This is a genomic window from Roseateles oligotrophus, assembly GCF_014204525.1.
Classification (GTDB): domain Bacteria; phylum Pseudomonadota; class Gammaproteobacteria; order Burkholderiales; family Burkholderiaceae_C; genus Paucibacter_A; species Paucibacter_A oligotrophus_A.
Genome location: NZ_JACHLP010000014.1, coordinates 1 through 13,000 on the forward strand (window position 1 = coordinate 1; position 13,000 = coordinate 13,000).

Below are 13,000 nucleotides of genomic sequence, written 5' to 3' on the forward strand. Positions count from 1 at the left end.
AAGACCGATTCACGAAATCGAGCCCGTAAGATCCCCAGCCAGCTTCACGAAATCAGTGAAGGTTCAATGAGCCTCACACACGGAAATTCGGACAGGCCCGCTTGCCGAAGATCTCGGCCAGCATCGCAGCTTGCGTCAGCGGGCGGCACACTGGGTGCAGGTTTACTTGCCTCGTACATGAGGCCCCATGGTGAAGCAACCTGGCATGTATTCGCGCTTCTCGCGGCAGACCTCCAACGCGCGTTAACTGACACCAGGATGGTCGGCGCGCCCTTCCCCCTGCAATGCAGCCCCGTCTCGCGCTGCATTGACTTTATAGGGCCGAAGCGATGCACTTTTGGCCCTGCGCTCGAGGAAAACTACAGCAGCACCGACATGCGGCCCTGGTCCAGGCGTGGCTGCTGTATGCCTACCTGCGGCGTTAGAGCCGAAGTCCGCTGAATGGCATGCCGCAAGCCTGGGGCAATCGTCATCATGATCTTTCTGCGAATGAGTTCATTGTGGGCGGCGCAACTCTCGAGGTTGATCGGCGGCCGATGAACTGCTTTAGGGGCGATTGGTGTTGCGCTGATCTCCGCTTCGTTCAATTCACCCTCTACACGCAAGTCGCATGTGTGGCTCTGTCTTTTGGGGCGCGAGTGTCCTTGTTCGTGATACAGGCCGCCAGTGGCTGCCTCAGCGCTCGCTGGTTTGTCCTCGCCGTGGAGTCTTTGCTTGGCAGAGCAGGCCTTGCGGTCGACGAATGGGGCGCCCGAAGCCGGGATCCACCTTGCGCCAAGACCTGTCTTGATGGACAGGTCAGGGCGCGTGGCGGCTGGGCAATTGGGGGCCTTGGGGCCGCGGCCCCAGGGAGGCCAGCAGGAAATCGATCAATGCCCGCACCCGCAAGGGCATATGGCGCTTGCCGGGGTAGAGAAGGGAGAACGGCCGCGACGCGCCGGCGTAATCGGCCAGTACCTCGACCAGCCGGCCCTCGCGCAGATCGTCCTCGACCAGGAAGCGGTAAGTTTGCACCAGACCCGCGCCGGCGCGTGCCAGGCTGATCGGGCCGAGGATGTCTTCGGCGCAGCGCAGCTTGCCCTGCGTCGGCCACTCGACGAGGCGCTCGCCGTTGCGCAGCAGCCAGGGCACGATCTGCCCGTTGCTCGGCAAGACGAACTGAATGCATTCATGCCGCACCAGATCGTCCGGCGTGCGTGGCGCGCGGTGGCTCTTGAGGTAAGCCGGCGCCGCAGCGATCAGCAGTGGGGCGTCTTCGAGCTTGCGCGCCACCAGCCCAGAGTCGGGCTGCACACGGCCACGCACGGCGAGGTCGAAGCCTTCGTCGGTAAAGTCCACATTGCGGTTGGAGAGTTGGACCTCGACTTCGATCTCGGGGTATTTGCGGCTGAAGGCGGGCAAGAGCGGCAGCACGCGGTAGTGACCGTAGGAGGTGGGCAGGCTCATGCGTACCAGGCCCGAGGGCTTCAATTGCTGGCCGGAGGCCTCGCGCTCGGCTTCACTCAACTGGCCCAGCGCCTGGCGGCATTGATCGAAGTAGCGCTGCCCCACCTCGGTCAGTCGAACCTGGCGCGTCGTTCGCATCAAGAGGCGCACGCCCAAGCGCTCTTCGAGCCGAGCGACCGAGCGGCTGACCGCTGCGGCTGTCAGCCCCGCCGCCTTGGCCGCGGCGGTGAATCCCTGGTGCTGCGCCGTGAGGCAAAACAACTCGATGCTGCCCAGGCGCAGATCGTCGAACTGGCGACTCATTGTTGATCTCCCTGTAATTGGTCAATTGAGTGCAATCCAATTTATTGTCGATTGCATCGCCAATACAGTGATTGCATCACAACCCGGACACAAGGAGTCCTTCGATGCAAACCTCTTTCAAGCTCTACTACGCTCCCGGCGCTTGCTCGCTCGCCCCGCACATCCTGCTGCGCGAAAGCGGCAGCTCTTTCACGCTCGAGAAGGTCGATACCGCCAAGCACCTCACCGCCGATGGCCGCGACTTCTACGCCATCAACTCCAAGGGCCAGGTGCCGGTGATCGAGTTGGCCGATGGCACGCGCCTGTCCGAAGGTCCGGTGATCGCGCAGTACATCGCCGACCATGCCGACGCACGCGCGCTGATGCCCGCAGCGGGCAGCCCGGCGCGCTACCGCGTGATGGAGTGGCAGAACTACATCGCTTCCGAGATCCACAAATCGTTCACGCCGCTATTCCATGGCGATGTGGATGCCGTGGCCAAGAGGGCGCTTGCCGTGGTGTTGCGCAAGAAGCTGGTCTGGCTCGACGGGCAACTCGCCGGCAAGAGTTTCCTGACGGGCGAGACCTTTACGGCGGCGGATGCCTACCTGTTCACCGTGCTGCGTTGGGCGCCCTACGTGCAGATCGATCTCACGGACCTCGAGCACATCGGCGCCTTCATGGCGCGTGTTTCGAAGCGGCCTGCGGTGCAGGCGTCGATGCAGGCAGAAGGTCTGAGCAACTGAGGAGTCAAGCATGCCTTATGTGCAGATTCAGATCACGCGCGAAGGTGCGACGCGCGAGCAGAAGGCGCAGCTCATGCGCGGCGTTACGGACCTGCTGGAGCAGGTGCTCGACAAGAATCCCGCGACCACTTTTGTCGTGATCGAGGAGGTCGAGACCGACAACTGGGGGATCGCCGGCGAGACGGTCACGGTGTTGCGCGAGCGGGCGCAGAAAGCGGCGGTGGCGCCATGACCGGGGCTGCCGCCGACTTCGTCGCCATCCACGCGGTGCTCCAGCTGTATTTCGACGGGCTGTACCACAGCGACACCCAGCGCCTGGCCCGGGTCTTCCATCCGCAGGCGCTGTACGCCACGGCGGTGGGCGACAAACCCATTGTTTGGCGCATGGACGAGTACTTCCCGGTCGTCGATGCGCGCCCGGCACCCGCGGCCAGCGGCCAGCCGCGCACCGATCGCGTGCTGTCGATCGAGCTCATCGGCCCGGTCACTGCCCACGCGCGCCTGCAGTGCTCGATCCCGCCCAAGCACTTCATCGATCTGCTGACGCTCATCCAGGTCGATGGGCGCTGGCAGGTCATCTCCAAGGTTTTTCACTACGAAATCCATGAGTGACATGAACTGTTTGCCAAGCCTCATCGATTCGAAGAGCGCTGGCAACTGACTCCAAAGGTTTCACCATGACATCTACAACTGACACACACCTCCTCACGATGCCCACGGTGCCGCGCTGGGCTTCAGCCGCCGCCGTGGCTAGCAGCGTCGCCGCGGCCCTGCTCGTGACCTGCAGCACCAGTGCTTTCGCACACGACACGTGCAAGGCGCCCGGCTGCGCCGCTGGCGAGGGCTACCACGGCATGCCCGAGATCGCTACCATTGGCGCGCGCACCGGCAAGTACATGGACATTCCAGAGGCCGCCAAGGGCCCGGCGATCGATGCCGCCAAGGGCTACCGCCTGCAGCAACTCGGCCGTGGCCTGTACATGGTCACCGAGAACGTCTATCAGGCGATGTTCTTGGTGCACGACCGAGGTGTGATCCTGGCCGACGTGCCGCCGCCGCTGGCCGCCTTCCTGCCGCAGGCGATCCGCGAGGTGACCGACAAGCCGGTCACGCACATCGTCTACAGCCACGCGCACATCGACCATATCGGCGCGGCGGGCGACTTCGTCGCCAATCTGGCGAAGAAGCCGGTGATCGTCGCGCACGAGGAGACGAAGGCCATCCTCGCCCGTGCCAAAGACCCCAAGCGCCCGCTGCCCACGCTGACCTTCCGTGACAAACACATCTTGGAGGTCGGCGGACAGCGACTACAGCTTTCCTATCATGGCAATGGCCACGAACCGGGCAATATCTTCATCCACGCTCCCGAGCAGCGCACCTTGATGGTGGTCGACCTGATCTTCCCCGGCTGGATGCCCTGGCGCCGCCTTGCGCTGGCGCAAGATGTGCCGGGCTATTTCGCACAGGTCGAGCGGATCAAGTCGCTGGACTTTGACTGGCTGGTCTCGGGCCATGTGGCGCGGGTAGGCAGCAAGGCCGATGTCCTGGCACAGCACGAGTTCCTGCTGGACCTGAAGGCCGCGGCGGGCAAAGCGCTGCAGACGACGCCGCTGGCCGAAGGCATGGACCCGCGCGACAAGAGCAACCCCTGGGCCGTGTTCGATCACTACATCGATCGCGTCGCTGCGCAGTGCGTGAACACGCTGACGCCGAAGTGGGCCCCGCGCCTGGCGGCCTTCGACGTCTATATCTGGGATCAATGTTTCACGATGGAGCAAAGCCTGCGGCTGGACTGACGATGATGAAAAACCTCGAACCCTATTGCCTCCACGTTCTGCTCGCGGCAGCGGCGCTCCAGCCCCTGGCGCGAGGAGCAGGTGGGGCGATTGCCCGACGACTTTCTCGAAGATGAGTTGCGCGAGCGTCTGAGCAAGGGGCCGGTAAGCTTTGCCTTCTATGTGCAACTGGCCCTCGGATGATCCGGTGCTGCTGGCCCGGCCGGTGGCCTACGGCGTGTCGTTCGGACGTCGGCGGACGCTGCTTACCGAGCCGTGGACCTGTGTCTGAAGGACGGGGGAGGCACGATCACCGAGGGCAATTGCTGGCGCAATTTTTTGAGCGAATGCGGGTCGAATTGCAGGGCAGCCAAGTTGCCGGGATGTACGCCTCCGATGGGCAGCGCCTTATTGCGCAGCCGCCGATGCTGCTCTTGCAGCCGCGCGTTCAGACAACAGCTTGGCTGACTTGACCTCGGGGCACTCCAGCAGCGACTCCGTTGAAATTCGTACCGGCCCGAACCACCGCACGCTCCCGGCAATGCCAGCAAATTGGACCAGCCATGCTCGCCCGGTAGAAGAATCGACAAGGGCGTCGTACTTGAAGCCGTCCATGGCAAGCGGCGAGTCAAGCAGCCCGAGCCGGGCAATCCAAGCACCTTGCACCCGCTTCAGCTTGGGCGGCGCAACCGACTCCTCAGCGTCTTTGAGGCTGGCATAAAGGCTTGCCCTGTCACAGGGCATCGTGCCTGCAAGTGTGGTGCCGACACTCACAGCGAGCATGGCTGGTAGAAGCAAAGCAAATCGCATTTTTGAATGCAGCGGTTCGGCGGCAGCCCTGGGAAGACCGTCGCAGTGTAGCGGCGCGTTGGGATCGTCAGGCCCTAGATGGCCATCACCACCCGGCCATCGATCCGGCCCTGCTTCATCTGCTCGAAGATGGTGTTGATGGATTCCAGCCTGTCGCTGCGGTAGTGGGTGCGGATCTTGCCATCGGCGGCGAAGGCCAGGGCTTCTTCCAGGTCCTTGCGGGTGCCGACGATGGAGCCGCGTATGGTCTTGGCATTGAGCACGACGTCGAAGATGGGCAGGGCAAAGTCGCCCGGCGGCAGGCCGACCAGGGACATGGTGCCGCGCTTGTGCAACATGCCCACGCCCTGCTTGAAGGCGCTGTTGGACACCGCCGTGACCAGCACGCCATGGGCGCCGCGCAGATGTTTCTGTACCTCAAGCACCGGGTCTTGCGTCAGCGCGTTGATGCAGAGCTCGGCGCCCAGCTCGCGCGCCAGCGCCAGCTTGTCATCGGCGATGTCCACGGCGATGACGTGATAACCCATGGCCTGAGCGTACTGCACGGCCATATGACCCAGGCCGCCTATGCCCGAGATGGCGACCCAGTCGCCGGGCTTGCAGTCCAGCACCTTGAGGCCTTTGTAGACCGTGACGCCGGCGCACAGCAGGGGCGCGGCGGGGTCGAAGGCCAGGGCATCGGGCAGGCGGCCCACATAGCCGGGGTCGGCCAGCACATATTCGGCATAGCCGCCGTTGACGGTGTAGCCCGTCATCTGCTGCTCGCCGCACAGGGTTTCCCAGCCGGTGATGCAATGCTCGCAATGGCCGCAGGCGCTGTGCAGCCAGGGCACGCCGACGCGGTCGCCTTCCTTCAGATGCTTGACGCCGCGGCCCAGCGCCGCCACAAAGCCCACGCCCTCGTGGCCGGGGATGAAGGGCAGGGCGGGCTTGACCGGCCAGTCGCCGTTGGCCGCATGCAGATCGGTGTGGCAGACGCCCGAGGCGACTACCTTGACCAGCACCTGGCCGTCAGGCACTTCGGGCACATCGACTTCCTCGATCTGCAGCGGCGCGCCGAACTCGTGGACGACGGCGGCTTTCATCTTCTGAACCATGGCAAACCTTTCTTGACCGGCCGGGCAATTACCGCCCGGGGCCAGTATGTGGCTTGCCGCCGGCTGCGCCTTGTTCTGGATCAAACAGGCCGCGAGCCCCGGTACAGGCTTAGATCTTGAGTTCCAAGCGCAGTTGCCAGCTGGTATAGCTGCGGCCGCCGCTGTCCGTCGTGATGATCTGTTCGGGCGTGGTGGTGATATTGCCGTTGCTGTAGTTCAGCGGATCCAGATTGCTGGCCGACAGGCGCAGCTGGGCGATCGGGTTGATGCTCCAGAGCGCAAAGGCGTCCAGCACCACTTTGCGGGAGTTGTGGGCCTCGCTCAGCACGGACTGCTGGATGGTGACGGCGGGCGTCCAGTTCAGGCCCGCGCCCAGACTCAGGGGCAGGCTGCGCAGCCGGTAGTCGGCCCCCAGATTGGCGGTGGCGCGGGGCTGCTGATCCAGGCGGTTATTGGGGCCGGGGATGCCCTCCACCGAGGAGCGGAACAGGCTCAGATTGCTGCGCAGCGAGACCGGCCAGGCCTCGGGCAGGAACTCGTCCAAGCGGAACTTGGCTTCCAGCTCCAGGCCCATGGTGCCGGCCTTGCCGATATTGCGCGGGCTGCTGACCCAGCGCGGCACGCTGGCCCAGCTGACCGTCTCCAGGCGCGGGTCGGTGCGAATCAAATCGCTGATGCGGCGGTAGAACAGGCTGGCGCTGAGAATGCCTCCCTTGCTCAGATAGCGCTCGTAGGCCACATCGATGCCGGTGGCCAGCTCGGGTTTGAGATTGGGGTTGCCCATGCGGTCGGCGTAGTTGACCGCGTTCTCGCCGCAGGGCTGGCCGTCCGGGCAGGGGTATTGCGAGTTGATGGCGGGCCGGGCGATCAGGTCCTGCAGCTGCGGGCTGCGGTAGCTGCGGGTCAGGCTGGCGCGGATCTGGTCGCGGCTTTTCTCGTCGAACTTCCAAACGGCATGCAGCAGCGGGGTCCAGACGCTGGAGCGGTTGCTGACTCGGTAGTTGGCGGCCGAGCTGCGGGTGGCGATGGTCTCGCCGCGCAGGCCGGCGTAGAAGGACCATTGCTTGCCCACGCTCCATTCGTCCTGGGCGTAGAGGGCGAAGCGCTGGGTGGCGGCCGAGAGATCGTCGCCAAATTCCAGCAGGCCCGGGCAGGCCTGGCCGTTCTGCAGGCAGGTCCGGGTCTGGTCGCGCTGCGTGCCCTCGCCCTCCAGGCCGACCAGCAGGCTGTGCTCGTTCTCGAACTGCTGCGAGTACTTGCTGTTCAGGCTCCAGGAGCGGTCCTGGCCATTGCTCTTGTCGTCCTGCGTGCGCAGCGGCGTGCTTGAGGCGGCGGCAAACTCCTGCCGCAGGCTGTGGCTGTCCGAGCGGCCCAGGCCCAGGCCGGCGCGGGTTTCCAGCCGGCTGTCGTCGATGCGGTGGGTCCACTGCGTGTTGACGCGCAGCATCTCGAAGCGGCTGTCGCCGGCGATGCGGGCCTGCTCAAAGGGGTTCAGGGGCTTGGGTGCGCCCGAGGCGTCGGGCTGGCCGAAAGCGGGTGTGCGGGTCTGGCTGAAGACATTGCTGCTCTGGCTTTTGTTGGCGTTCAGAAAGGGCTGGATGCTCAGGCTGTCGCCGCCGGCCAGCTTCCACTGCAGGCGCAGGTTCAGGTTCAGGCTGCGGCGTTCGTCCTCGCTCTGGCCCTGGGTCGTCAGCAGGCTGTCGGCGCCGCTCAGGCGGTTGTGGGTGAGGGCGCTGCTGTTCTGCTCGTCGCGGTGCTTCATCTGCTGCGCGTTGAGCGTCAGGTTGTAGGCGCCGCCCTGATCGTCGAGCTTGTCGTTGCGGGTCCAGCCCAGGCTGGAGCTCCAGAGGCCGCGCTCTTCGCCGAGGCCGAAGCGCCAGTCATTCAAGCGCCTTTGCAAGGCCTCGCGCAGCACCACATTGATGGTGCCGGCCACGGCGCGGGCGCCGTATTCGGCCGTGGGCGCGCGCAGCACCTCGATGCGCTCGACCTGGTCGGGTGGCAATTGGTCCAGCGAGAAGCCGGGCGGCATGCGCTCGCCATTGACCAGGATCTGGGTATAGCCATTGCCCATGCCGCGCATGCGGATGTCGCCGCCGCGGCCCGGGCGGCCGCCGGTGGTGACGCCGGGCAGGCGCTTGAGCACCTCGCCCACCGTGCTGTCGCCGAAACGCTCGATCTCTTCCCGGCCGATGATGATTTTCGATGCCGTGGAAGCTCGGCGTTGGGCTTCGTCCGAGGCCCGGCCCTCCACCTCCACCCGGTCCAGCTGTTCGGGCTTGGCGGCGGGCTTGGCAGCTGCTTGTTCGGGCTTTGCTTCGGTCTGGCCCTGGCCAAAGCTGTGGGCGGCGGGCAGCAGGCTCAGGCTGAGCGCCAGCCAGCAGTGCCGGGAGATCGAGCGGGGCGAGGCGGGGGGGAGGGTGTTTCTCTGCGGGGACATGGCGACGGCGTTCAACGCACTGGCGAATGAGCGACCGGCGTACAGCTGCGCTCGTTGACGTTTTGGGGAGGCCGAAGCATCGCATGGAAAGCGGGCCACACCGGGCCGCCGCCCTCGTTCAGGTCCCGGTTTCATTTTTCTTTACCTGCCGCCAACACGTCCTGACAAAGCGTCGGCACAAAAGCAAAGGGCCACTACCCAACGGCTGTGGCCCTTTTGACTTCCGGACACCTTTGCAGGAGACGGTTTCTTGGCGCTGGTGACGGGTTCCAGTTCTCTGCCCAATCTGCAGCCGGTTTGTCGCCTCGAATGCATGCATTGTGCATGCGGTTTATGACGGTGCTTTGACAAAAAGCGGGGAACTTTCCCTCTTATTGATCGTCGTCAAATGGCCAGGAGCGCCGGCGCCGGTCCTCGCCACGGCGCAGCAGGGCCGCGGCCAGCGCCACCCCCAGGACCCAGAAGGGGGCGGCCGCACCGCCCCCGCCGCCCGAGCTGGGGGCCGGGGCAGGTGCGGGCGTCGGGCTTGGTGTGGGTGTTGGCGTCGGAGTCGGCGTCGGCGTTGGTGTGGGCTCGGGGGGCAGGGTGCCTTGCTTGATGCCGCATTGCTCCAGGGCGCTGCTGCTCAATGCCTGCGGGCTGCGCGTGGGCGCCACATAGCCTGCCGGGTTGATGGCATAACGCATGGCTTCTTCGGCGTCCAGCAGGCCGCTGCCGCAGGTTTCGCTGCTGCAGGAGCAGCGATTGCTGTTCGCGGCACTGCATTGGCCCAGGGCCGCGGCGGCCACATGGGGGCGGGCGCTGATCTTCAGGCCGGCCTCCACCTGGGCCAGGCTCAGGGCGGGATTGGCGGCCCACATCAGCGAGGCCAGGCCGGCCACCTGGGGGGCGGCAAAGCTGGTGCCGGTGCCGGCGGCATAGTCTTCGCCGGTGGGCGAGGGCGTGGCGCCCGGGCCGCTGGTGCTGAAGACGCCGTCGTCGGGAATGCCGGCGATGTCGTCGCAGCTGCGTTTGTAGTTGGCGTCGCCGCCGGTGGTGGCCAGGGCGATCTGTTTGCCGAAGCTGGCATAAGTGGCTTTGAAGCCCTGGCGGTTGACCGCCGTCACGCCCAGCACGCCGGCGCAATTGGCCGGGCGGCCGACCGCGCCGCGCGTGTTGCCGGCGGCCGCGACGATCAAGACGCCCTTGTTGCGCAGCTCGGCGATGGCGTCCAGATAGAGCTTGGCGGCGGCGGCGATGTCCGGGTTGGGGTCGGCCAGATCGCAGGAGGCCGCGCCGGCATAGCCGATCACCACGATGCGGGCCGGGTGGGTGTTGAGCGGCACGCCCGCCACGGGCAGGCCGGCGGCCCAGCGCATGCCGTCCACCATATCCTGCACGGCAGCGCCGCATTTGCCGGACACCCGCAGCGGCAGGATCTGCGCGTGCCAGTTGATGCCGGCCACGCCCTTGCCGTTATTGCTCAGCGCGCCCAGCTGGCCCGCCACCAGCGTGCCGTGCCAGCTGTTGGTGGTCTGCACGGGGCAGCCGTCCCACAGCGCCAGATTGGCGTCTTTCTCGGCCTGGCTCAGGGCGTCGCCGGTGTCGGTGGGGTCGTTGCTGCGGCCGACACCGCCGTTATTGGCGTACTCGCGCTTGCTGATGAAGTTATAGCCGGGCAGCAGCAGATTGGCGCGCAGATCGGGGTGGTCGCGTACGCCCGAGTCCAGCACGGCGATCACCGGTGGCGCGCCAGAGACCGGGGCGCCCTTGCCCAGATCCCAGGCCTTGGGGAAGTTGGCCACGCCGGCGCTGCTGCCGGCGTCCCAAGCCCCCAACCACCATTGCTTGCTGGCGTAGAGGCTGTCGTTCGGGGTAGCGGCCCCGGCCGGGCTCAGCAGGCCCAGGGTGCTGAGCGTGGCGATGAGGGCGGGCCGTGTGAAGGAGGGCGATGAGGCGGTGTTGAGCGGTTTCATGCGGGCAGGCTATTCAGCATCGATGAAGCCGGCGTGACAACGCCCCGCCAATTCGGCCCGCAGCTCCTGCATCTGTGGGGTCATGGGCCGAACGGATCATCGCGCTGGCCGCGGGTCAAACACCCGTCACAAGCCCCGCCTAAGCTGCGCGCCGTGTCAGCGTGCTTTACGCGTTTGGCGAGCGCATCGCTCGCCAGAGGCCTGCAAACCCAGGCAGGCCAGCACACCCGCAAGCCGCATGCGCGGCAGTAAAAAAAACAGGTAGGCCATTGATGCAAGAACTGAGGTCAGGGCAGCAGGGTAGCGAGTGCGCGGCAGATGCCTTTGTCCGTGATGTGCCGGCCGCGCCGCCCCTGCACGAGCGATTGCTGCACCAGGTGCTGGAAGGCGCTGCCATGGGCAAGCCGGGCGATGCGGGGGGCGCAAGCGAGCCGGGTGCTATCGGCAGCGAGCAGATGGAAGCCCTGGTCAGGGCGGTTGAGGCCTCGCTGGAGGTACGGCGCCGTTATCAGTTCTTTGTCTGGACGCAGAGCAATCTGCAGGCCTTGTTGCCGCATCAGCTGGCTGTTTGCGGTGCCTACCAGCGGCAGCGCCGCGAGCTGGAATTCGAGGTCTTCAATAGCGTGAGCCTGCCCGCCAGCCTGCTGGAGTGTCTGGGCGACGCGCGCAGCGCCTTGATGCTGCAGCTGCAGGGGCGCTGGATCGATCAGCGCTGCAAGCCGCTGCTGCTGCGGGTCGACAGCCTGGCCGGCCTGGCCCTGGCGCCCGTTTGCCCGGCCTTGACCGAGGCGGGTTTTGGCGAGCTGCTGGTGCACGGGGTCTCACGCCCGCAGCGGCCCAGCGAGATCGAGAGCTTTTTCGTCTTCGCCAGCAGCGGCCGGGGCAGCAGCGGTCAGCAGCGCATGATGATGGAACTGCTGATGCCTTATCTGCACGGTACCTGGCTGCGGGTCCAGGCCACCGAGCGCGAGTTGAATGAAGCGCCGCGCTCGGTCCTGCTGCGCCGTCCGCCCAGCAGCGGCATCACCGAGCGCGAGCGCGAGATTCTTTGCTGGTTGCGCGAAGGCATGAGCAATCAGCAGATTGGTGAGCAGCTGAGCATCAGTGCCCTGACGGTCAAGAACCATGTGCAGAAGATTCTGCGCAAGCTGGGTGCGGCCAATCGAGCCCAGGCCGTGGCCCGCGCCATGTCCATGAGCTTGCTGGGCCCGGCCGGCAGCGGGCAGGAACAGGTCTGAAATTGATCGTGGCCGCATGGCCCGTTCGGCTCATGCCTGCCGGCATGGCATGTGAGAGTTTTCACGCAAAGCTGCCAAGATTCACTTGTAGGTGCCAGCCAGGCAGGCACCGCGTTCTTTTCTCTTGCTCGGGCCAGCCGGCCCGACACCGCCCGAAAGCGGCCGCCGCAACGCTCCTGATTTTTGTTTGGACGCTTGGCCAGTGGTTGCTCCTTAGGTGGCGCCGATGCAAGCCCCGCCCCGGCCCTCAAGGGCCAGGCGAGGCGGGTGTTCGGCACCTGTCCTTTCGAGTCCTTTCACTTTGACTGTTTTTCTCAAACAGCAGTCAGTCCTTTTTTGGAGTCAAGCATATGAAGATGATCAAGCACATCGCCGCCGCCGCTGCCCTGTTGGCCGCCGTGCCCGCATTCGCCGCTATTCAAGGTGGTGTTGCCACGTCGCAAGATGGCGAGCTGTATTTCACGGTGTTCGACCAGTCGCGCAGCATCTCCTACACCAAGGATCTGGGTCAGTTCATCAGCGCCTTTCGTGTTGCTGCCGATAATGTCGAAGCGGGCTATAGCAAGAGCTTCAGCCTGGCCGGCGATGCCAACTGGACCTCGTTCTTGGCTCAGGCCGATGCCAGCCAATTGGTCTGGAACGTGACGGGCCATGCCTTGTCCGGTGGCACCCAGGCAGGCAAGGTCAAACTGCTAACCACCATCAAAAACGGCGATGAAGCCTTGGTTGCTGATTGGACAAATCAGAAGTTCTCTTTTGGCATTTCGTCCGCAACGGTTGGTACTTTTCTGGGTGCGCTAAATCCTACGGGCACCCACGGTGTCCCCGGCGCCGCTACTAACTATGCGATCAACGGCTCCAGCGTCAACAAGCTGTCCGAAGGCACTGGCAATGCCTATTTCGGCAAGTGGGTTGGCGAGTACTTCAATGGCAACGCAACCTTTTCCAATTCCAATGCCATCGGTGCCTCGGCCGCTTTTGACCTGATCACCCGCACCGGTACCGATCAACTGGCCTTGGTGAATGTGAACCCCTTTGCCAACAGCCAGAACACCGGCAAGTGGACATTCGCCATCGGTGCCAATGGCCCCGTGCTGGACTACACCCTGGCCGCCGTCGCGGCTCCCGTGCCCGAGCCCACGACCTACGCCCTGCTGATGGCCGGCCTGCTGGCCATGGGCTTTGTCGTGCGTCGCCGCAACCAGGCCTGA

At 65.2% G+C, this 13,000-nt stretch carries 11 protein-coding genes; 6 read left to right on the forward strand and 5 right to left on the reverse strand.

Annotated elements, in window-relative coordinates:
* Positions 1–798 precede the first annotated feature (798 nt).
* Positions 799–1,749 carry a LysR family transcriptional regulator gene (locus HNP55_RS22950; protein ID WP_184304594.1) on the reverse strand — a complete coding sequence of 317 codons (951 nt, stop codon included), beginning with the start codon at positions 1,747–1,749 and terminating at the stop codon, positions 799–801.
* Positions 1,750–1,853: 104 nt separating this feature from the next.
* On the opposite strand from HNP55_RS22950, the gene gstA reads away from it, so the two are divergent.
* The 4 genes from gstA (at position 1,854) to HNP55_RS22970 (ending at position 4,270) form a co-directional block, all read left to right on the forward strand.
* A complete protein-coding gene (gstA, locus tag HNP55_RS22955; RefSeq protein ID WP_184304596.1) occupies positions 1,854–2,474 on the forward strand; it encodes a glutathione transferase GstA in 621 nt (206 codons plus the stop codon).
* Between the two features lie 10 nt (positions 2,475–2,484).
* Positions 2,485–2,706 carry a tautomerase family protein gene (locus tag HNP55_RS22960; protein WP_184304598.1) on the forward strand — a complete coding sequence of 74 codons (222 nt, stop codon included), beginning with the start codon at positions 2,485–2,487 and terminating at the stop codon, positions 2,704–2,706.
* A complete protein-coding gene (locus tag HNP55_RS22965; RefSeq protein WP_184304600.1) occupies positions 2,703–3,086 on the forward strand; it encodes a nuclear transport factor 2 family protein in 384 nt (127 codons plus the stop codon). Before HNP55_RS22960 ends, HNP55_RS22965 begins: the two co-directional genes overlap by 4 nt.
* A 98-nt stretch (positions 3,087–3,184) precedes the next feature.
* On the forward strand, positions 3,185–4,270 hold the full coding sequence (locus HNP55_RS22970; RefSeq protein WP_221439753.1) for an MBL fold metallo-hydrolase: 1,086 nt from the start codon (positions 3,185–3,187) through the stop codon (positions 4,268–4,270).
* A gap of 387 nt (positions 4,271–4,657) precedes the next feature.
* On the opposite strand, the gene HNP55_RS22975 is transcribed toward HNP55_RS22970, so the two are convergent.
* From HNP55_RS22975 to HNP55_RS22990, 4 genes are all read right to left on the reverse strand, one after another.
* The gene (locus HNP55_RS22975) at positions 4,658–5,059 is read right to left on the reverse strand and encodes a hypothetical protein (protein ID WP_184304602.1); all 402 of its coding nucleotides are present in this window, start codon (positions 5,057–5,059) and stop codon (positions 4,658–4,660) included.
* A 74-nt stretch (positions 5,060–5,133) separates the two neighbouring features.
* Positions 5,134–6,156 (reverse strand): alcohol dehydrogenase AdhP, encoded by a 1,023-nt coding sequence (adhP, locus tag HNP55_RS22980; protein ID WP_184304604.1) that lies wholly within the window; start codon positions 6,154–6,156, stop codon positions 5,134–5,136.
* 109 nt (positions 6,157–6,265) lie between these two features.
* Positions 6,266–8,596 carry a TonB-dependent receptor plug domain-containing protein gene (locus HNP55_RS22985; RefSeq protein ID WP_184304606.1) on the reverse strand — a complete coding sequence of 777 codons (2,331 nt, stop codon included), beginning with the start codon at positions 8,594–8,596 and terminating at the stop codon, positions 6,266–6,268.
* 371 nt (positions 8,597–8,967) lie between these two features.
* Complete coding sequence (locus HNP55_RS22990; protein WP_184304608.1) at positions 8,968–10,551, reverse strand: S8 family serine peptidase; 1,584 nt, start codon at positions 10,549–10,551, stop codon at positions 8,968–8,970.
* Positions 10,552–10,823: 272 nt separating this feature from the next.
* Between HNP55_RS22990 and epsA the strand changes: the two genes are divergently transcribed.
* Together epsA and HNP55_RS23000 are read left to right on the forward strand one after the other, a co-directional pair.
* Positions 10,824–11,789 carry an XrtB/PEP-CTERM-associated transcriptional regulator EpsA gene (gene epsA, locus HNP55_RS22995; RefSeq protein ID WP_184304610.1) on the forward strand — a complete coding sequence of 322 codons (966 nt, stop codon included), beginning with the start codon at positions 10,824–10,826 and terminating at the stop codon, positions 11,787–11,789.
* Between the two features lie 350 nt (positions 11,790–12,139).
* On the forward strand, positions 12,140–13,000 hold the full coding sequence (locus HNP55_RS23000; protein WP_184304612.1) for a PEP-CTERM sorting domain-containing protein: 861 nt from the start codon (positions 12,140–12,142) through the stop codon (positions 12,998–13,000).

Bases quoted from the DNA above. Each gene is read 5' to 3' on its own strand.
- HNP55_RS22950 (WP_184304594.1), bottom strand. From the start codon at position 1,749: ATGAGTCGCCAGTTCGACGATCTGCGCCTGGGCAGCATCGAGTTGTTT.
- gstA (WP_184304596.1), top strand. From the start codon at position 1,854: ATGCAAACCTCTTTCAAGCTCTACTACGCTCCCGGCGCTTGCTCGCTC.
- HNP55_RS22960 (WP_184304598.1), top strand. From the start codon at position 2,485: ATGCCTTATGTGCAGATTCAGATCACGCGCGAAGGTGCGACGCGCGAG.
- HNP55_RS22965 (WP_184304600.1), top strand. From the start codon at position 2,703: ATGACCGGGGCTGCCGCCGACTTCGTCGCCATCCACGCGGTGCTCCAG.
- HNP55_RS22970 (WP_221439753.1), top strand. From the start codon at position 3,185: ATGCCCACGGTGCCGCGCTGGGCTTCAGCCGCCGCCGTGGCTAGCAGC.
- HNP55_RS22975 (WP_184304602.1), bottom strand. From the start codon at position 5,059: ATGCGATTTGCTTTGCTTCTACCAGCCATGCTCGCTGTGAGTGTCGGC.
- adhP (WP_184304604.1), bottom strand. From the start codon at position 6,156: ATGGTTCAGAAGATGAAAGCCGCCGTCGTCCACGAGTTCGGCGCGCCG.
- HNP55_RS22985 (WP_184304606.1), bottom strand. From the start codon at position 8,596: ATGTCCCCGCAGAGAAACACCCTCCCCCCCGCCTCGCCCCGCTCGATC.
- HNP55_RS22990 (WP_184304608.1), bottom strand. From the start codon at position 10,551: ATGAAACCGCTCAACACCGCCTCATCGCCCTCCTTCACACGGCCCGCC.
- epsA (WP_184304610.1), top strand. From the start codon at position 10,824: ATGCAAGAACTGAGGTCAGGGCAGCAGGGTAGCGAGTGCGCGGCAGAT.
- HNP55_RS23000 (WP_184304612.1), top strand. From the start codon at position 12,140: ATGAAGATGATCAAGCACATCGCCGCCGCCGCTGCCCTGTTGGCCGCC.